The organism is Umboniibacter marinipuniceus, assembly GCF_003688415.1.
Taxonomy (GTDB): domain Bacteria; phylum Pseudomonadota; class Gammaproteobacteria; order Pseudomonadales; family DSM-25080; genus Umboniibacter; species Umboniibacter marinipuniceus.
Genome location: NZ_REFJ01000004.1, coordinates 179325 through 199449 on the forward strand (window position 1 = coordinate 179325; position 20125 = coordinate 199449).

General features: G+C 50.4%; 17 protein-coding genes. 5 read left to right on the forward strand and 12 right to left on the reverse strand.

Annotation, left to right across the window (positions count from 1 at the left end):
* Positions 1 to 37 precede the first annotated feature (37 nt).
* Positions 38 to 1564, forward strand: a complete 1527-nt coding sequence (locus DFR27_RS09135; protein ID WP_121877158.1) for an ATP-binding response regulator — start codon at positions 38 to 40, stop codon at positions 1562 to 1564.
* Positions 1565 to 1598: 34 nt separating this feature from the next.
* On the opposite strand, the gene csrA is transcribed toward DFR27_RS09135, so the two are convergent.
* From csrA to DFR27_RS09150, 3 genes are all read right to left on the reverse strand, one after another.
* Positions 1599 to 1802, reverse strand: a complete 204-nt coding sequence (gene csrA, locus DFR27_RS09140) for a carbon storage regulator CsrA (protein ID WP_121877159.1) — start codon at positions 1800 to 1802, stop codon at positions 1599 to 1601.
* 183 nt (positions 1803 to 1985) lie between these two features.
* On the reverse strand, positions 1986 to 5402 hold the full coding sequence (locus DFR27_RS09145; protein WP_170150828.1) for a transporter substrate-binding domain-containing protein: 3417 nt from the start codon (positions 5400 to 5402) through the stop codon (positions 1986 to 1988).
* Positions 5395 to 6234: an ion transporter gene (locus tag DFR27_RS09150; RefSeq protein WP_121877161.1), complete on the reverse strand. Its 840-nt coding sequence runs from the start codon at positions 6232 to 6234 to the stop codon at positions 5395 to 5397. The genes DFR27_RS09145 and DFR27_RS09150 overlap by 8 nt, the downstream gene beginning before the upstream one ends.
* 91 nt (positions 6235 to 6325) lie before the next feature.
* Between DFR27_RS09150 and DFR27_RS09155 the strand changes: the two genes are divergently transcribed.
* The 4 genes from DFR27_RS09155 to greB are packed head-to-tail and all read left to right on the forward strand — an operon-like array spanning position 6326 to position 9580.
* A complete protein-coding gene (locus DFR27_RS09155) occupies positions 6326 to 6640 on the forward strand; it encodes a hypothetical protein (RefSeq protein WP_121877162.1) in 315 nt (104 codons plus the stop codon).
* Between the two features lie 48 nt (positions 6641 to 6688).
* Positions 6689 to 7165 carry a hypothetical protein gene (locus DFR27_RS09160; RefSeq protein ID WP_121877163.1) on the forward strand — a complete coding sequence of 159 codons (477 nt, stop codon included), beginning with the start codon at positions 6689 to 6691 and terminating at the stop codon, positions 7163 to 7165.
* Positions 7166 to 7167: 2 nt separating this feature from the next.
* Positions 7168 to 9093 carry an alpha/beta hydrolase family protein gene (locus tag DFR27_RS09165; protein WP_121877164.1) on the forward strand — a complete coding sequence of 642 codons (1926 nt, stop codon included), beginning with the start codon at positions 7168 to 7170 and terminating at the stop codon, positions 9091 to 9093.
* Positions 9086 to 9580, forward strand: coding sequence for a transcription elongation factor GreB (greB, locus tag DFR27_RS09170; protein ID WP_121877165.1), 495 nt, complete (start codon positions 9086 to 9088; stop codon positions 9578 to 9580). The genes DFR27_RS09165 and greB overlap by 8 nt, the downstream gene beginning before the upstream one ends.
* A 100-nt stretch (positions 9581 to 9680) precedes the next feature.
* Here the strand turns inward: greB and DFR27_RS09175 are convergent, their stop codons facing one another.
* The 9 genes from DFR27_RS09175 to DFR27_RS09215 all read right to left on the reverse strand — a co-directional run bounded on the left by DFR27_RS09175 (position 9681) and on the right by DFR27_RS09215 (position 20096).
* Complete coding sequence (locus DFR27_RS09175; protein WP_121877166.1) at positions 9681 to 10844, reverse strand: ABC transporter permease; 1164 nt, start codon at positions 10842 to 10844, stop codon at positions 9681 to 9683.
* On the reverse strand, positions 10841 to 11569 hold the full coding sequence (locus DFR27_RS09180; RefSeq protein ID WP_121877167.1) for an ABC transporter ATP-binding protein: 729 nt from the start codon (positions 11567 to 11569) through the stop codon (positions 10841 to 10843). The genes DFR27_RS09175 and DFR27_RS09180 overlap by 4 nt, the downstream gene beginning before the upstream one ends.
* The gene (locus tag DFR27_RS09185) at positions 11562 to 12974 is read right to left on the reverse strand and encodes an alpha/beta fold hydrolase (RefSeq protein ID WP_170150829.1); all 1413 of its coding nucleotides are present in this window, start codon (positions 12972 to 12974) and stop codon (positions 11562 to 11564) included. The genes DFR27_RS09180 and DFR27_RS09185 overlap by 8 nt, the downstream gene beginning before the upstream one ends.
* Before the next feature lie 14 nt (positions 12975 to 12988).
* Positions 12989 to 13414 (reverse strand): dCMP deaminase family protein, encoded by a 426-nt coding sequence (locus tag DFR27_RS09190; protein WP_121877169.1) that lies wholly within the window; start codon positions 13412 to 13414, stop codon positions 12989 to 12991.
* A gap of 270 nt (positions 13415 to 13684) precedes the next feature.
* Positions 13685 to 13888 (reverse strand): hypothetical protein, encoded by a 204-nt coding sequence (locus DFR27_RS09195; protein WP_121877170.1) that lies wholly within the window; start codon positions 13886 to 13888, stop codon positions 13685 to 13687.
* 100 nt (positions 13889 to 13988) lie between these two features.
* Positions 13989 to 16199 carry a S9 family peptidase gene (locus DFR27_RS09200; RefSeq protein ID WP_245962642.1) on the reverse strand — a complete coding sequence of 737 codons (2211 nt, stop codon included), beginning with the start codon at positions 16197 to 16199 and terminating at the stop codon, positions 13989 to 13991.
* A gap of 44 nt (positions 16200 to 16243) precedes the next feature.
* The gene (locus tag DFR27_RS09205) at positions 16244 to 18439 is read right to left on the reverse strand and encodes a YgiQ family radical SAM protein (RefSeq protein ID WP_121877172.1); all 2196 of its coding nucleotides are present in this window, start codon (positions 18437 to 18439) and stop codon (positions 16244 to 16246) included.
* 104 nt (positions 18440 to 18543) lie between these two features.
* Positions 18544 to 19446 carry a DUF6279 family lipoprotein gene (locus DFR27_RS09210; protein WP_147434528.1) on the reverse strand — a complete coding sequence of 301 codons (903 nt, stop codon included), beginning with the start codon at positions 19444 to 19446 and terminating at the stop codon, positions 18544 to 18546.
* Positions 19428 to 20096 carry a nitroreductase family protein gene (locus DFR27_RS09215; RefSeq protein ID WP_121877174.1) on the reverse strand — a complete coding sequence of 223 codons (669 nt, stop codon included), beginning with the start codon at positions 20094 to 20096 and terminating at the stop codon, positions 19428 to 19430. Before DFR27_RS09215 ends, DFR27_RS09210 begins: the two co-directional genes overlap by 19 nt.
* Positions 20097 to 20125 lie beyond the last annotated feature (29 nt).

Consider the following 20125-nt stretch of genomic DNA (forward strand, 5'->3'; position numbering starts at 1 on the left):
CTTAAGCTATTAATTCACATTAGGACAACAATTTCCAATGGATCATCAAGAGATTGAAGAACAGGACTGCCTCCTGTTGGTTGACGACCACCCTACCGCACTGTCAATGTTGCAGCTAGTACTTGCTAACAAACCCTATCGTTTAGTGACAGCTAGCAACGGTCAAGAGGCGATACGTCAGGCGAAATATCATCGTCCAGCCCTGGTTCTTCTTGATATCATGATGCCAGACATGGATGGCTTTGAAGTTTGCGAGAGGCTCAAAGCCGATGCAGACACCGCTGATTCAGCCATTATTTTCCTCTCGGCAGTAGACGACAGCGAAGTAAAAGTTCGTGGATTTAATGTGGGTGCGGTTGATTATATCAACAAGCCCTTTTCGGGCCCGGAAGTCGTCGCTCGAGTCGAGACCCACCTGCGAACCAAACACCTAGAAGATCGACTTGCCCGACAGAATAGTCAGTTAGAGGCGCAAAACCAACGGATACTCGAATCTATTAACGAAGGCATCATCGGCACCGATCGCGAGGGACGCATTACCCTCATAAACGATGCCGCTGAGCAAATGACCGGCTGGGCTAACCAATCCTTAATGGAGAAAAGTGTTAGCAACGTCTTCGAGGAGAGTGACCGACTGATACTCCAACAACTCATTACTCAGGGCCAAAGTTTTGCGAGTGAAACTATTGATATGCTATCGGCAAGCCAACGGGCTTTCCCGGTATCGCTATCCATTACACCTACTCGCTATCGCGGTGAGATTGAAGGTGCCGTATTAGTTTTCCGAGACATCACAGAGCAGCTCGCTCAGGATGATGCGTTGAATAATGCCGCGGAGGAGCTCAAAGAACAGCGGGAACGGCTCGCTCATATCGAAAGGCTGAGCACCATGGGCGAAATGACGGCGGGGTTTGCCCATGAGGTGAATCAACCTCTCACTGCAATTTCCAATTATGCCCGCGTTTGCGAGCGCTTCGCGAATAAGCTAGATCACCCACCTGAGCGACTCATCGAAACGCTCCAGAAGATGGAAAAACAAGCACTCCGGGCCAGTGAGGTTATTCAGCGCTTAAGAGACTTTGTGAAACGCCCCATTGATGGCCGCGCATTATACTCACCTAATGAGCTGCTGTTAGAGATTGTTCAACTCGCTGAGGTTGATGCGAGAAATAATGGTGTTCAGATTCACCTAGATTTGCAATTCGGCGATGAACAGGTTTTCGTGGATCCAATCCAAATTCAGCAGGTGGCACTCAACCTCATTCGGAATGGGCTTGAAGCTATGGCTGACAGCGCTGAAAAGGACCTCGGTCTCTGGGTTAAGGGGATTGTTTTGGGTGATAAGATCCAGGTGTCTATTCGTGACCGAGGCGTTGGCCTAGCTGAAGGCGCAGAGAATGAACTATTTAACCCTTTCTACACCACCAAGAAAAATGGCATGGGTATTGGCCTCAGCGTTTGCAATACCATCATTAAGGACCATCAGGGCCATATTGGCTATCGGCGCGAGCCTTCAGGTGGAACGACATTTTGGTTTGAGCTGCCAATAGGGTTAGCGGAATAGCAGCCATAAAAAAACGCGCTTTAGCGCGTTTTTTTTAAGAGTTGACGATAAGCTCTGATGGCTCGATATCATCATCTTCATTTTGAATTCGTTCATAAATCTCTTCGCGATGAACCGACACATCACGCGGCGCCTCAATCCCAAGGCGAACTTGGTTGCCTCGACACCCTAAAACGCTGACTACGACGTCATCGCCAATCACCAGTCTTTCACCAATTTTACGGGTTAGGATCAACATAACTCACTCCCTGTATTAACTTCGGCAATAACAAACAACTGCGTTATCACCCCATTGAGTTAATTATCGTCGGAAGCAGCCTTTTTTTATATCCGAAAGATCACCTAATTAGTAAGCAATTACTCGCAGACCCCCCAACCTCCATCGCCAACAAAAAAAGCGCCTAGCGCCTGATCTCGAAAACTAAATCTCCCTGAATCGTTCTATTTCAGCAGGATCTACGGAGAACTCCACAGCAACCGCATCCAGATACGCCAGCCAAGACAAGACGATACTTTCTTTTGTCTGAGTCCACTGGGAAGTCTGCCCCGCTTTTGCATCGCGATCTACCGCTGTAACCAGCTGTGCCATACGTTTCGCGCCAACCATCGGCGCTGTGCCCTTAATTCGATGTGCCGAGCTCTGTAACTGCTTCGCATCACCCATCAACTCAGCGTGCTTCATCACCACTAAATCGGCATGAGTAGAGCGCAGAAACTCCATTAATAGGGTATCGAGCATAGCGTTGTCGTCAACTAGCGCCTTTAACTCTGCAAAGTCTGCATCAGCAGCGATCTTTTCCTTCGGGTTGGCAGCAGCTGAGCCAACGGCAGCGTCATATTCAGCATCACCCCTTGTCGGCAACGCAGGCTCCGTTGTCGCATCGGCATCGCCATGAGCTAACGGTTCGCGACCTTTCCGTTCAGTGTGTTGATCTACCTTGATCATCAGCCCTGAAGACAGTCCTTCGCCTTCCGCTACAGGAGGGGATTTTGGCTTAGGGAGCGGCTCTATGCTGGACTTGGAGCTTGCTGGCTGCAGTTCAACTTCGGATTCCGGCTCGCTAAGATATTTAGCCAACTCATCGCGAAGCATCCGCAATGAAAATGGTTTGGGTAAGTAACCACTGAAGCCAACTTCCAGACAGTGCTCACGCTCACCGTCGAGCGCATTCGCAGTGGTCGCAATCACCGGGAGTCCCGATGCACCCTCGGCTTCCTCATTGGCCCTAATTCTTCGAACCAGCTCGTAACCGTCCATTTCAGGCATATGACAATCAGACAAGATTAAGTCGTATTGCTGTTGCGACATTGCGGCAAGTGCTTCCACGCCATTATTTGCCAAATCTGCCACTAAGCCAATTCGCGATAGCTGAGCCAAGGTTACCTTTTGATTAGTAGGATGGTCCTCCACTAATAGGATTTTGGCACTCGCCAGGGGCCTTACTGATTCCACTAACGGAATAGATGCAATGGCCGGAAGCGCACAGGGCTCTGCAGGAAAGCGGAAAGTTGCTACCGTGCCCTGTGGCGAGTTCGGTCGAAGACTCAGCTCTCCAGCCATTAAGTCCACCAAGCGCTTACAAATTGAAAGCCCTAGGCCAGTGCCGCCGAAGCGCCGTGACGTGCTTGACTCAGCCTGCTGAAACGGTGCGAAGATGGTCTCGAGTTGTGCGGAGTCGATGCCAATCCCGGTGTCGATAACTTGAACCTTCAACCAGCATTCAGCATGGTTCTCCATTGAGAAAACGATATCGACTTTGCCGCGCTCAGTGAACTTCAGCGCATTGCCAAGCAAATTCATAATCACTTGACGCACTCGAGTCTGATCGAGCATAAAGCCGGTGGTGGGCCGATCCTTGAAGACAAGGTTAAACTGTAATCCACGTTTCGATGCAACGGGCCCCAAAGCCTGGTGGGCATGGCTAATCAAGGCCACGACATCAACGGGAATCCGCTCAATGATTAATTTTCCGGCATCAATCTTAGAGAAATCGAGCACATCATTGATAATCTCCAGCAAGCTTTCACCTGAAGAACGGACAGTTCGCAGCTGATCCTGCTGTACCTCGTCAAGCCTAGATTGTGCCAACACCTCCAGCATACCTAGGACACCATTCAATGGTGTGCGAATTTCATGACTCATGGTAGCCAAAAACGATGATTTAGCGTCGGCAGCAGACTCGGCAACTTCTCGCGCCGCAATCAATTCGTTCTCCGCCCGTTGACGAGCCTTTACCTCATGCCTTAAGCGCTGATTCCAAAGAAAGATACCAATGAAGAAGCCAGCGATAACTAAGCCAGCTACGCCAAGGTAGCGATAGAAACGAACTCGGTCTAAGCCATAGTCATACTGCACTCGAAACCAGCGGTTTCGAGCCGTGGTTAGCTCTTCTTCCGTGACCGAGGCTAACCCCTTATTGAGGATGCTAACCAATTCAGGACGATCGTTTCGCACAGCTAGGTGAACCGGCGGTTCACCTAGGTCGATAGGCGTTGCTACCTTCAAATTACTATGATTACCGCGGTCAATTTCGTAGCTTGCGTTGAGCGAGTTGCCAACAAACGCAAACGCCGTGCCATTCGCTACTAGGCTCAACGCGTCCTGCACGTTATTAGTAAACAGGATACGAGCTTGAGGAACCGCGCGCTGCACTTCATCTGATACACGCCAGCCGCGCTGAAGCGCGACCAGCTTGTAGCGAAGATCACCCAAGTCCCGTACGTTGACATCTCTACGCGTAACAATCACATCGTTGGTGGTGTAGTAGGAGTCGGTAAACGATAGGTATTCACTTCGAGCATCGGTCCGCACAACACTCGTTAGCAAATCGGCTTCTTTCTGCTCCAAGCTCGCTAAGCCATCATCCCAGCTCTCAACTCGCTGAATATCGAAACTTAGCCCTGTACGTTCACTTAACAGTCTGAGTAAGTCGAGATCAATTCCGGATAGCTGATCGCGATTATCGAAGTAAAATGGCGCGTAAGGATCTTCAGGGAAGACTACTCGAATGGGTCCGCTGGATTCAACGAAGCTCACTTCGCGCTCACTCAGCCTAATCCCGCTATTTACAGCCTGAAAGTATCGCGCTGCGGCGCTATCAATTTGCGCCACTTCAATCTCAGCCAGACGCTCTCGAGGCATCACATCGAAACCACGATCAATCAACAGCCGGAGGTCAGTGCGATTACTTCGCACCACAGGGTAAAGCAAACTATAGGCTCTAAGATTGTGGTCGGACACAAGTCCGTGCCCCTGCTGCGCCGCCAAGAAATTCTCCGCGAAAATGGTGGAGCCAACCATGGCGACATCGGCCTCGCCGGATAACAACGCTTGCATGGCCTCTTGGTCTGAGCCCACTAGCGAAAGTTGATTGTCAACGCGATTTGCAAAGCGAGTGAATTCTGGGGAATACTGAAGCATTGGCGTGGTCACTAGCCTGATGTCTTTAGCTTCAGGATTAATGCCTACTGCATGATAGAGGCCTACTGAGATCCCGTAATAGGGTTTAGCTTTCTTCAATACCGCCGATGGAAGATACTCCCCTAAAACGCTTAGGTAGATATCCACGTCACCAAACGCTACCGCCCGAGTTCCCGCATCTACCTCCATGGCAACAAAATTTAGCGCAACGCCCTGTCGCTGAGCCCACTCTTGCCATAAATCTACCACCACACCACGCGGGTTTTCGCTGTCTCGTAAATCTAAATAAGGGGGATAATAAACGGGCGCCGCAACGCGGTATTCAGGCACATCCGGTTGCGCCGTTGCCGAGTTATAGGCCAATAATGACGATATACTCAAGAGTAACGCGATGATATATCGTCTGCAGCTAGTCATCTTCCGCTCGCTTAGCCGTTTGCCGTTTTGCCGACATCGACGCCCCACAATGACGGCAATAATGCGCATCCTTTTCATGACCAAACCGACCACAATGCGGACAGCTAAATGCACTGCGCTGGTTGGACTTTATTTCACTCGCCAAGCTGGCTGTGAAAACCCCGGTGGGTACAGCAATAATAGAGTAACCCGTTAACATCACCAGCGTTGACACCGCTTTACCAATAGCCGTCTGCGGGGTGATATCGCCGTAGCCAACGGTAGTGATTGTCACCACAGCCCAGTAGATACCTTCTGGAATGGAGTTGAACCCGCTCTCAGGCCCTTCAATGACGTACATGGTTGAACCAAAGACCGTGGCAAGTATGGCAACAATTAAGAAGAAAATGAAAATCATCTTACTTGACTGCTGAATTGCACGTATCAGCAACTGTTCTTCGACGAGAAATTCAGTTAAGCGCAGAATTCGGAATAATCTCAGCACCCGAAGTATTCGCACTACAACAAGATGCGCAGCGGAAGGATCAACCCAAAGGAAGAGAATGGGCAAAAGGCTGAGCAAATCAATAATCCCATAGAGCGATTTTACATAACCCCAGCGATTCGGCGACACCCAGATTCGCGTAGCATATTCCACCGCGAAAATAATGGAGAAAACAATTTCGGCCAGCAGAAAAGCATCGTGCCATTGCAGATGGTAGCGTTCCACCGAATCTAAGACCGCCACTAGGAAGCTAGCAACAATTAGGCTCAGTAGCGTCAGATCGAACAGTTTTCCTGCCCAGGTATCGGTACCGAAAATAATGACGTATAAACGTCGCCTTAACTCCATTCTATCTCCAAGTCTGTCTTTAATTTTATGAGTGTAGTTTAAACAAGTTATACTAGTTGCCAAAGCATGTAATCTAAAACTGAGACAATTTATGTTCTTTTTAAAACCTCGCAACGTTCGCTGCCCTCATTGCGGCACCACCTTCTTAACCGACTTTCGCGGTAGCGAAGTGAATCAGGCTGCTATGAAAAGCGGTGCGGCACTAGAGTGCCCTGAATGCCAGCAGGCATCAAACTATCCGCGCTATGCCGATTGGGTCTTCGGACTTGGGTTATTGACCGCGGTAGTGATCATGCCGCTCGCATTCCAAGAGATCATTAGCTTCATCAGCGTGCCAACTTTGGCGGTTATCGCCACGAGCTTAGTGATCATTGGTAGCGCCTTACGCCGACTACATAAAGTCTGATTTAGCGTCTACACTAATTGCAATATCAATTAATGGCGAGACCAATCAATGACACTCACCGCCATCCATATTTGGGTGCTTGTTTTCTGTGGCGGAGCAGCGGCGCTAGCCGGCCTAATGTTGATGCAAAGCGCCGCCGTCAGCCATAGAAGTTCCGCACGGCTTCGTTGTGACCTACTGGATCAGGCCGCCATCTTGATTGGCACCTCGGCCTCGGTGGCGCAACTCTGCCTTGCCCGTCATCGTCGTGCTCAGCTAACCTCACATTTAGACGTCTTGGGCGAGAACTTAGTGCGCCTTCAGCAACTGAGCACGCGCTTGAAATTGAGTGGTGAAGACGATGCCGTGGAAGTCATTAATAAATCACAACTATTACTCTCGCGGGCCTACAACCACTGCCTCAGCGACGAGGATTCACAAGTGAGCACGATCGTGGCAAAATTCCAAACTGTCATCGAGCGACGTAAACAGCATGCGCTTGAAACCATCAACCTACGTTATCAACAAGCGTTAACTGAGCTCTAATTATGCGTCCTCTCAGCTTCGGCAGCTGGCCTTCGAAAATTTCTTCAGCCACCCTATCCTCAGCCAATCGTGCGGTAAATTATCCGCAAATCTGCAACGACACGCTCTTCTGGCAAGAAGCCGTGACTGATGAGCGCAGAACCACTATTCGCTCACTCACCCCCGAAGGCGTTGCAAACATCCTTAAGCCTCCTTACGGGGTTGGTACCAAGGCAAATATATACGGAGGGCAGTGCTGGACGCCAACACCTCATGGGCTGGTATTCGTTAACAAGAGCGACCAAAAAATCTATTTGGCGACTCATCAAAGGACCATTAATATCTCTCCGAAGGTTGCGGCCTATTACGCAGATTTTCACTACTGCGCGGCGTTGAATTCGGTCTTCTTTGTCGGCGAGCATCATCGCGAAGCAGAGCACCCCCTCGCCACCATCGAGTCTATTCACCTGTTGACCGGCGAACACCAAATCCTCCATCGTACCGAGGACTTTTGTGCAGCACCTACGGTCAGCGAAACGGGCGAGCAGATCGCTTGGATGAGTTGGTCGAAGGAAGTGATGAACTGGGATGCCTCAACAATCAGCCTAGCAGCACTTCAAAACGGCTGCCTTAACCAATTATCCTCACTGGAAACCGACCCCTGCGATGGTGTCTTTCAACCTTGCTTCTACGACCAGGACCTCTGGTATTGCAGTGATAGAAGCGGCTGGTCAAAGCTCTACCGTTACGCCATAACAAACGGTAGCCAAGCACTGATGGTTGATCTAGACCGAGACATTGGCAGGCCGCTCTGGCTCTATGGCTGGAGCAGTTATTGCTTCAATTCAAACAGGGTCTATTCCGTATCAACTCGTGAGGGACTTACCCAGCTTTGGTGTTCATCACTGCAGGGCGAAATATTAGAGCAGATTGAATTACCCTATTCTCAGTTGGAGGCACTTCAGTCCTATCAAGACGGTGTCGTTTTCATCGCTTCAAATTGGTGTGAGCTACCTACGCTTTGCGCTTGGAGCCCCTCGAAAGGCCTTGTAGTCCTTCGCTCGAGTGCACTTGAACCCGCTGAAACCGAGTGGATATCCAAGCCGGAGCACCTTCGATTCCCTACCTCTGGTGAGTCCGAAGCCTATGGCTACTTTTATCCACCAAAGCACCCTCACTACCACGGCCCCGAACACAGCTTACCACCGCTAATTGTGATGGCCCATGGCGGACCGACTGCGGCGAATACGGACGCTCTCAACTACAAGGTACAGTTTTGGACTAGCCGCGGTTACGCCGTAATGGATGTTAACTACCGCGGTTCTATTGGTTATGGTCGTCACTACCGTGAATCACTTAACGGTCATTGGGGCTGCCGCGACGCAGACGATGTTATTGCTGCCGCAAATTATCTTATCCAAACCAAGCGAGTGAATGCTAAGCAAGTGGCCATTAAGGGAAGTAGTGCGGGCGCTTATACACTGCTCCAAGCTCTGCGCCGCCCCTCACCATTTCAGGCCGCGGCCTGTCACTACGGAATTGGTGACCTCTTCGCCTTGGAAGCCGAAACGCATAAATTTGAGGCGGGATACAACCGTATTCTCATTGGCCCGCTTCCCGCTGCTGAGGCCCTATACCAAGCTCGCTCACCGCTCTTTCACGCAGAGCAAATTAACTGCCCCATTATCTTCTTCCAAGGCTTAGAAGACGAAGTGGTGAAGCCCGAGCAAACCCAACTAATGTGTGCCGCGCTAGCAAAACGATCCGTCCCTTATGCCGCGCTCTACTTTGAGGGCGAAGGTCATGGCTTCCGAGATACAGATACTATTGATCAAGTTCTCAAGGCTGAACACTGGTTCTACTCGCAGCGCTTCGGTTTCAACATAGACACCAATGACTTGCCAAAAATAGGTAACGCCCAAGACGAAGTGAGTATTCAGCATGGGTAGATGGCGGCCACCCAGCGAAAAGAAGTCCAACTACATCACCGCAGAGGGAGCCGAGTTACTTACCCAGGAGCTGCGCCAACTTTGGAAAGTAGAGCGCCCGGAGGTCACTGCAGTGGTATCCGCTGCGGCGAAAAACGGGGATCGCTCTGAAAACGGTGATTATATCTACGGAAAGAAGCGGCTTAGAGAAATTGATAGCCGCGTTAGGTATCTGACCAAACGCTTAGACGCCGCGACCATTGTGGATAGAAAACCCAGCGACAGCCACCGAGTGTTCTTTGGCGCTTGGGTGACCGTAGAGGACGATGATGGCAACGAGTCTAGATACCGTATCGTTGGCCCAGACGAATTTGACCGTGCGCCAAACTTCATCAGCATGGACGGGCCCCTTGCCAAGGCACTGCTTGGAAAACACCTCGATGATGAGGTTAACTTTGCTACGGTTGAGGGTGAAAGAACCGTAGCGATTATAGCCATTGAGTATTAATTCACTCACGCAAACTGCGAGCGCGCTGCATTGCTAACCTTACTGAGATAGATAAGAGTACTGCAGGCTCGCCATCTTCTGAGCCTGCAATCTCGTCATACTAACTCAACAGGCGATGCGGTTTATTGAGCGACCTCGAAGCCAAAGCCAAAACGCCCAACGCAAGGGCCACGGTAATTGCTACGCCGCCCCACGCCCACAGATCAAAGCTAGCATCTGCACTAAAGGAGGCTTTAATAATCTGCTGTTGAGACACGAAGGGTATTAACAGAAGTTCTTGTTCTATGACCTTGTCACTCAAATCAATGGCCATCAAACCCACGAGCGGGGCTATCTGCAAAATCCCGAGTAGCGTTTGCGCTTCTTTAAAACTCTTGGCTTTCAGTGCCACCAGTAGCATGAGCGCGCCGGCAAACATGGCGACGGGCAGCAGTTGAAAACAAACCATTGCTAGCGCCGAATAGGAGACCTGCCAGCTGATGCCTAACTCCTGTAGCGGAAGCAATGACATCACCACACTTAATAACACCGCTGTCAGGGCGGCGCCAATCCAGCCAAATGCCGTGACAACACTCCACTTAGAACACATCAACAACCAAGTTGAGGCGGGCTGAACGAGGAGCGGCTCTAGCGATAGTCGTTCACGCTCGCCCGAGGTGGTATCAATCGCCGTAGCCAGTGCACAGGCAAAGGCCGCAAAAATGATCATGCCGGGCATACTGCCCAGCACAATCGCTGCTCGACTACCGGGCTTTGCCGTATCCCTGCTAACAATAGCAATTGGCCTCATTGCAACGGTCGGAACGCCAAACCCCGTCATTCGCTGCTGAGTAAGCTGCCGACTGAGCGCGCCGAGCTTTGCGCGAAGTTGACGAGCTGCCCCGTTGGAAGTTGATTGGCTAGAGTTAAACCAGAGTTCTGAGGTAGCTGGGGAGAATTGAATTAGGTCTGACGAAAAATCTTCGTCAATGATGAGTACCGCATCGTATTCTTCGAGTAGCTCCTCGGGATTGTAGTTACCCGGTTCTAGCGCCTCAATTTGCATTCTCTCCCCGGCAAGATGGGGTAGCATATCCGGCGCCAAATGGCTGTTAACCACTGCAACATCAAAGCTCGAACTCGACTCCTTCTCAATCAAGAAGCCGATCACCCCTCCCATCATGGCCGGCATCATTATTGGAATAATCAGCGCCATAGCGATGGATCGTTTATCTCTAATCGCCTCGAGCCATTCTTTTTTAATCGCGGAAAACCACTGAATCATGCTAAGTCCTCCATTCCCGCAAGGCGAACAAAAGCGTCTTCGAGCCCCGTAACCTTAGCCTGCTCAATGAGCTCGGAGGTAGTGCCGTTCGCAACGATCGTGCCATCTGCCATGATTAATATTCGATCTGCCAACGCGTCGACCTCCTGCATTACATGACTAGAGAAAAGTAGTGCGCCACCTGCTTCTCGGTACCGGTTTAACACATCACGTAATAGCCTAACGCTGGGAACATCCAACCCGCGCGTAGGTTCGTCGAGTACGAGTAACTTGGGGGCGTGTAACAACGCTCTCGCTAACGACACCTTCATTCTTTCGCCCTGCGAAAATCCTGCCGTTTTGCGATCTAACAGCGCCTCTAGTCTTAACATTTCCACAACGCGGTCAATTGCACTCGCACAGGCGCTACGATTTAAACCATGTAAGCCACCAAAGTAATTCAAATACTCACGAACACTCAGGCGTTCGTATAAACCTTCTCTATCACCGACCACTCCAATAAGACGACGAGCCTCAATGGGGTTAACCGCGGGGTCATAACCGTCAATACTGACACTGCCCCCGTCGCGATCGATTAGGCCGCATAGGATGCGTAGAGCTGTTGTCTTGCCCGCGCCATTGGCACCCAGGAGGGCTACTGATTCACCCTCAGCAACGTTAAACGTTGTGCCCTTAAGAACACGGGTCTTGGCAAAGGATTTGGTGACTTCCTGGTAGTTAATCATTGTCTAAACCTCCGCCCAGTTGAGATCCGAAGGCATTGGTCATAAACAATGGTGGCGGTAAGCCCTTCAGGCAGTCCGTATTAATTTCTTCATCCTTGGCTTCGAAAAAACGACCTATTTGCGTGGGCATACACCCACGCATTGAATTCATATGCCCGCCATAGGGCAACACAATTTCCAAGGCGTTTGCTAACCGTTGCGCGCTCAGCCCGGCATAGTTAGGTGGCGTCACAGGATCGAGTGCTCCTGATATCAGCAGCGTTGGATGATCCAACAGCGTTGGTTCGTCATACCCATAGGTTGCGGTGGGCCAGTGAGCGCATGCCAATTGCCAAAATTCCAGCCAAGACTGGCCAACGAACCCTTTGTTAAACTCTTCATCGAAGGCCGTTCTACTCACCCGCGGCAGCTCCTCAGAACATAAAACCGATAGTGTCAGACCAATATACATAGACTCTGCTGCGCTATTTTGGCTAGTACCCAGGCTAACAAGTGGCTGCCAATTGCCCCGCTGCGCCTGATCAACCACGTAAAACAGCTGACCAGAAATCTCTGGCATATATAACAAGCCGCGAATGACCTGGGCTACTTGACTGCGCGATAGCGTCTGCTGAACTTGCTCACCGCGCGCGGCATCAAATACGGAAATGGTAATGCCGTCCCCAACAGAGGCCAACAGCTGATTTAGTTGGGTAGTTGGATTTGGGAAACGTCGAAGACATTCATCATTAGCATGGCAAAGCAGAACGAGTTCATCCCATGCTCCCTGAGCTGCTTCAGCGGTTATTAAAACCGGCTGGCTAACTGGGGCCACGCCATCTAAGACCATACGATTCACTGAGTTGGGATATCGCTGTGCATAAAGTAGCGCGAAGCGAGTGCCCCAGCTCCCGCCCCACAAATTCACAGTATCCGCTCCGATGAGGGTCCGAAGCGCTTCCAAGTCATCAATACTCGTTTGCGAATTGAGCTGGTCGAGTGGCCAGACTGATCTTTCGAAACAACGCTGTACTTCGTTGGCAATCTGCGCTTCCGTTACCACTGTTTCGTCCAGCTCGCACTGCCAAGGGTTACTTCTGCCCGTAGCACGACGATCAACGAAGTATAAATCATGGTACTGATTACTGGGGCCAAAAGCGGCGTCGATGAGCGAAACAAGCTCTGATGAAGCTTGGCCTGGGCCTCCCGCCAGCACGAAAATCGGCGGTTTGGTATCACCCAACTTCACCGCTGCCTTGCGAGTTACCGCTAGTACCGCACCATCATCAAGGCTTAGCTCTGCACAGCTTAGCTGCTTGGAATAGCCGTCGCGGAAACATGAAGACCACTCACTTAAACTAGCAGCCTCTGACAACGCAGAATAACTCAGTGCACTAATAAAAATAAACGTGGATAGAAAACGCAATGAAAGCTCCTTGCTCAGCACCAATTTACCACTACACCGGCTTCCGAAAACATGGTTTCACTCAAGGCGATCTTATCGCCCCATCGAGAGAGAAATTCGTCGGGCTGGGTACGGCAATAAACGTTAGTGATACCGGTTTGAATAATTTTGGCTGCACAGGTTGGGCACGGAAAGTGGGTGACAAAAATTTCACAGCCCGCCAGGTCACGTTTGGCATGGAGAATGGCATTCTCTTCAGCGTGAATAGTCTTTAATAGCTTAGTTTCACGACTATCTTGACCAGCGGAATCACTAACGCCGGACGGGTAGCCATTAAACCCAAGACTTATCACACGGTTGCCTTTGGTAATGACCGCCCCAACTTGGGTACTTGGGTCCTTACTCCACGACGCGACTAAATCAGCCATCTGAAAAAAACGTTCAGTCCACTTAGCACTCATGACTATGAATCCCTATCTGTATAGCGGTTGCTTGGGCTATTAGTCTACGCGAAAGCGTCAAAGGGCGTAACCCATTTTGTAGTAATGCAATGACTTACGACGAAGGAATAGAGCTTGCCACAACCGACCCGTAGCAGAATAGCCACTTTTGTTGAGTTCTTAGATTCAGGCGAATAGCCGCAACTTGGCCCACCGTTGACAATTAGTGACCAGGGATCTGGTTGCCGTTAATGACTTCGCTGAACTAAGGTGATGGCGTTCAACAGCTGCTTAGGCGCAGATAGCTTCAACCGTCTGCTTATGGCGAGCAAGACTCTCGCAGCTTGTATACCAGCTACCACGATGATCTTGAAATTCAAGTTGGTGATTACTGCGGCGAATATTAGCGAGCTTTCCATAGCTGACTGCGCCCGTTTGCGCACAGCTAAACAGGCAAAAACTCTCAATTTTTGGGAGGCGATTAACAACGTCCATGTGATTAACTTCTCATTATTAGATACAAGCGCGAACAATTTACGCCTAAATGACACAAAAATCAAATCGTGTCATTTAGGCTAAATTCGTTAGCGAGTCATTAATTGGCAAGTGATTGCTTAAAGAACCGCTCTATCATGCGATACTGATGGGTGCGAGTACGCGCGTCACGCATACCGTGTTTCTCACCAGGATAGTCCATGCTCCAAAAGGGAATCATCGCCTCCTGCAGTTTACGATAAACCTGAGTGCTATTGGTAAATAAGACGTTGTCATCGGCCATTCCATGGTAGATGAACAAATCGCCCACTAGATTCTCCGCGTAAGGCAGTACCGAGGAGGCATCATAGCCAGCAGCGTTGGTCTCTGGGTGGCCCATATAGCGTTCGGTATAGTGGGTATCATAAAGACGCCAGTCACTCACTGAGCCACCAGCCGCGCCTGCGGCAAAGTAGTCACTAGCCGTAAACATGGCCATCAAGGTCATATAGCCACCATAGCTATAACCAAAGACTCCCACGCGATTAGGATCCACCCATCCCGTTGCACGCAGGACTTCAACCGCCTTAATTTGATCACGAATCTCCACATCTCCGGTACGAAGGTGGATAGCTGTTTCGAAGTCCATTCCCCGTGCAGCCGAGCCACGGTTATCAATGGTAATCACCGCAAAGCCCTGCTGAGCCATATAGTTCAAAAATAGCGAACTAAAGCTATTGGTTACTTGCTGTGAGCCCGGGCCACCATAGAGAAATACCAGCGCTGGATACTGTTTGGAAGTATCTAAGTTAACTGGCTCGAACAGCCGATAATGAAGGACAGTCTCGCCATCATCCGCAATGGTTGTACCAAAGGTTGGCGACACTAAGTCATTCCAATAGGGCGCCATGGGGTGATTATCACCCACGGCGTTTTCGTTAATCCAGAGTAACCGCTCACCAGTTTGACTATGAAGACTTAACTGAGGAAGTGTATCAACAGAACTGAAGGTATCCAGATAGCGTGACCCATCACTACTAAAGCTAACGCTATGCATTCCTGAGCGCTGTGAAACCCGCTCTATAGGGGTAGCTTCCAACAACCCCGTTCGATAAAGGTGACGCTCTAATACCGTATCTTTACGACCCGAGAAGTAGAGCGTATCGGCGTCTACATCAACCGCTTCTAATCCATCTACAATCCACTCGCCCGAAGTGATTTGACGAATTAACTCGCCGTTGCCTCGGTAGAGATACAAGTGCTTATAGCCATCTCGTTCAGATGCCCAGATAAACTGCTCGCCACCGTTGATAAAACGAATATCAGCATCCAGATTTACCCACGCCGGATGGGCTTCAACAATTAAAATATGCTCATCATCGGCGGCAACATCATACTGACGCAACTCAACACGTGTTTGGGCTCGGTTCTGCCACTGATAGCTAAGTAAACCTGGCTTTTGCCAGTTAACTCGAGCAAGGTAAATATCCTTGTCTTCGCCTAAATCAATCCACTGAGTTTTCGCTCCCATCAGCGTGAATACAGCCAATTCGATCTCTACGTTCGCCGTACCTGCCCAGGGATATTTCTGTTCAATAGTATCTACGCGGTCGGCGTAGATTTCATTGCGAAGTGCCGTGGCGACCTGCGTGTCGTCAGTTCGCGTGAAGGCAATTTGCGTTTCATCCGGTGACCACCAGTAGCCCGTCATTCTAGCCATCTCTTCTTGCGCTACAAACTCGGCCATGCCGTTGCGAATAACGCCGCCACCATCATGGGTTATTTGCGTTTCTTCACCCGTTGCAATGTGCTTGATGTAAAGATTCTGTTGGCGAATAAATGAGATGTAATTACCCTTTGGCGACACCTTGATATCCGTTTCAAATTCTGGGGTATTCAGGAGTCGAGTGGTTTCATCTTCAGCAAGATTGTAGAGATAGGCATCACCACCAAGCGGGAATAACAGTTGCTCTGAACTTCCCGCCCAAGAATAGCTGACAATACCGTTGCCTCGTAAACGAAGGCGTTCGCGCCGTGCCTTCTCCTCGTTAGAGAGTACTTCCTCAGTGGCGTTCAACCGGTTGGAATCAAACAGTAAGCGTTGCTCGCCTGACGACAAGTCAAACTCCCACAGATCCAACTGTTGGGCGTCGCTCTCTTTACCAGCTAAAAAGGTAACCCTAGAACCGTCGGGTGCCATCTGAACATTACGTACCGTGGTGCCGTAGATACTTGGGGAGGAGAATATTCGCTCAATCGTTAACGGCTCAGCGGCCACCAACGCCGACGAAGACGCTATGATTGAGTAAGCTAAGAAACGGAGTAATCGCATGGTCATCTCTCTTATTGTTGCGCAAGCCTAAGGTAAAACGCAGCCTATCGTTGGCTGCGTTTCTTGGCAAATCTCTTCGCCGGTTGTTTTTTCGTTTCCAGGTTTCGGCGAACACCACTCGGCTTAGGTCGCGCCGAAGGTCTCTGAGGTCGCTTTGAAGCCTCCGGGACCAGTGCATTGTCGCCCGAACCAATTAGATCCTTTCGCCCCATACTAGTGAAAGCTTCGCGAAGGTTGTCCCAGCCGTTTTCATCGTGGTACCTAAGAATCGCTTTTTGACGGCGACGCTGATCCAACGTTCGCGCCGTGTGCACCTGCTCCGATTTGTACTTAACGCGCTTCAGCGGATTACGGCGGGCGTGGTACATGGCCGTGGCTAAGGACATGGGCGACGGGTAGAAGGTCTGCACTTGATCTACTCGGAACTTATTCTTCTTCAACCAAAGCGCTAGATTAATCATATCCTCGTCATCACAACCCGGGTGTGCAGCAATGAAGTACGGAATCAGATACTGTTTCTTACCCGCTTCTTTGGAGTACTTGTCAAAGAGACGTTTGAATTCATAATAAGAGCCCATCTCGGGCTTCATCATCTTGGACAGCGTATTTTTTTCAGTATGCTCCGGGGCAATCTTTAAGTAGCCGCCAACGTGATGTGTCACCAATTCGCGAACATACTCTGGATCCCGAACGGCCAGGTCATAACGTAACCCCGAGGCAATCGCAATGCGCTTGATGCCGGGGAGCGCACGCGCTCGACGGTAAAGTTGAGTAGTGGGCGTGTGATCGGTATTTAAGTTTTTACAAATGGTTGGGTACACACAGCTAAGGCGACGGCAATTTGCCTGAATATCATCACTCTTACACTTCAAGTGATACATATTGGCCGTAGGTCCGCCCAAATCTGAGATGGTACCGGTAAAACCCGGGACCTTGTCGCGAATATCTTCAATTTCTTTGATAACCGACTCTTCCGATCGAGACTGGATGATACGACCTTCGTGCTCGGTAATAGAGCAGAAAGTACAGCCGCCAAAACAACCTCGCATAATATTGACCGAGAAACGAATCATTTCGTAAGCCGGAATATTGGCCTCACCATAGCTTGGGTGCGGCACACGTTGGTACTCAAATGCAAAGACTTGATCCATTTCTTCCGTTAGCAACGGAATGGGCGGCGGATTGACCCAGATCTCTCGGTTGCCGTGTTTCTGAACCAGCGGCACGGCATTATGAGGATTAGATTCCTGATGCAGCACCCTCGAAGCATGCGCATAGAGTACCGAGTCGGCAGAGACCTTCTCGAAGCTGGGTAGGCGAATATAAGACTTTTCTTTATCAAAGTCGGCCTTGGACTTAAGCGGCTGCGGAATAATTCGAATCGGCTCCGCCTTGACCTCAGTGTTGTCCGGCGCCGTGGCATCCACCGCAAGTGCTCCAGGTTTCCCAGATGCTTTGTCGCAGTTGGCCGCCTCTTCACTCATGGCGTAAGGGTTGAGTAATTGATCAATGTGCCCTGGCCAATCAACACGGGTAGAGTCTACCTCGGTCCAGCCCTCAGGAATATGAGAAAGCACCACCGTGGTCCCGCGAATACTGCGCATGTCTGCCACGGTTTTACCGCGCGAAAACGCCAGCGCTACTTCGATAATGGCTCTTTCTGCATTGCCATAAAGCAGAATATCTGCGGTTGAATCAATCAACACCGAACGACGGATTTCATCGCTCCAGTAATCGTACTGAGCGATTCGACGTAAACTTGCTTCAATGCCGCCAATAACTACCGGAATATCGCTAAACGCCTCTTTGCAGCGCTGAGTGTAAACAATGACCGCCCTATCTGGGCGCTTACCGCCCTCGCCGTTTGGCGTGTAGGCATCATCATGACGAATACGCTTATCAGCCGTGTAGCGGTTGATCATCGAGTCCATGTTGCCCGCGGATACCGCAAAGAAAAGGTTTGGCTTGCCGAGGCGCATGAAATCCTCGGCATTAGTCCAATCTGGCTGGCAAATTAGACCAACTCGATACCCCTGAGACTCCAAGAGACGACCAATGACCGCCATGCCGAAGCTGGGATGATCAACATAAGCATCACCACAGACAATAATAATATCGCAACTATCCCAGCCTAACTGGTCCATCTCCTCACGCGACATGGGCAAGAACGGTGCGGTACCGTAGCATTCAGCCCAGTACTTGGGGTAGGAGGATAGAAGTGGTGCTTTGATTAAACTCATGATGGGTTATCGCCTAAAACTGTGCAGGCATTATCGTTCATCACAGCGCCGATGCCAAATCAGGAGTTTCACTGGCGTCTATGTGATTACCACAACACGGATCACTAACCGCCAGCGGAGATTGCCACAAAAAGCTGCCGCCATTTGTCCAGCTGAGTAACTAGCTGCGCCCGCTGTTGATCAGTTAGATCGCCTAAAAACGAGGCAATATGGCCGAAGCTTCGCTGTCGGTTATCCACTTTCATCGCTTTGTATTCTGGCGAGTAGAGGGTTTCAGGATAAGCCATCACGGCCATCAAGCGGCTTTCATCCCGATCTTTTAGCGCCGAGGAAAACTCATCTAGCCAGCGGTGACGCCAGGTCATCCATTGCTCAGTGGTATCCTGTTGATCCGTTACCGAGTTCATAAGCGCCGTCTTCTGAGCCTCGCTGAGCTCACCCACCATTTCTTCCACAAACTCAATCCGACCTTCAATCCAGCGGGCTTTACGCTCGCTAACATCGGCTTCGGCCAGCGATTCGTCATCGTCGTTCAGTCCTCGCTGCAGGTTAGCCAGCAATTCCTCGTGCTGTTCATCGGAGAGCTTAATTAGGAACTGAGCGCCTTGCGGCGCCAACCATTCCAAAGTTTCCGCTCGGTAGGTCACAATTCTTGTGTACCAAGACTTCACGTCATCTGGCGTCACATCACCCAACATTATTTCCGTTTCAACATCGGATAAAAAATTATAGTAGAGCGGCATATGCTCATTGCGGTTCACTTCCAGCGCGTCAGTCATTAGCACCATCAGTTCATCTTCTTGCTCATTATTGAGCGTGACGAACTCATCCATCTCCCAGAGGATATATCGGGGAATGAAATCATAGAGAAACGCTTGCGTACATCCAGTCAGTAACACAACCACCGAGAGCAGCGCGGCTCGGGTGCCCAAGCGCAGCCGTCGCCATCCGTCGGAAATACGATCTGCTATAGGAGTATTACGCGTTGCTATCCTAGATGTGTGCATATTGTTTCAAATTCTCGTTTTGTTATCGCGGGGACTTCGGCCCCCTCTTTCGGGTAGCCGACAACTAATAAAACAAACGCTCGCTCATTGCTCGGGCGCTCCATAATCTCATTCATGAACCCCATGGGGCTTGGCGTGTGCGTCAGTGTAGCGAGACCGCTGAGGTGCAACGCGCTGATCAACATACCTGTGGCCAGACCAACCGATTCCGTTGGGTAGTAGACCTTTTGTTTCGCTCCCTGTTCATCAATCCGACTTCGCTCAGCGAACACCCCAATGAGAACAGGCGCTTCGCTCAGAAAGGGTTTGTGCTCGTCAGTACCCAACGGTGCCAAGACGTCAAGCCAATCCTGAGGCGCTCTGCTGGTGTAAAAAGCGCGCTCTTCGGCCTCGGCAGCTTCGCGTATTGCTCGCTTGCGCTCACTGTCTGTGACCACAACAAAGTGCCAAGGTTGCAAATTAGCTCCATTAGGGGCCGTTGCTGCTGATTGAATAGCATTCCAAATTACCTCCATGGGCACGGCTTCCGTGCTGAAATCTCGCACAGTTCGGCGAGTTTTCAACAGCCCAAGAAAGTCACGACTCCGCTCACACATAGTTGCTTTGGTAAAGCGGTTGAACTGCAGCGCCTCCATTGGAAAATCGGCCATCAAAACACCCCTTTGTTACGTCTTTTTAT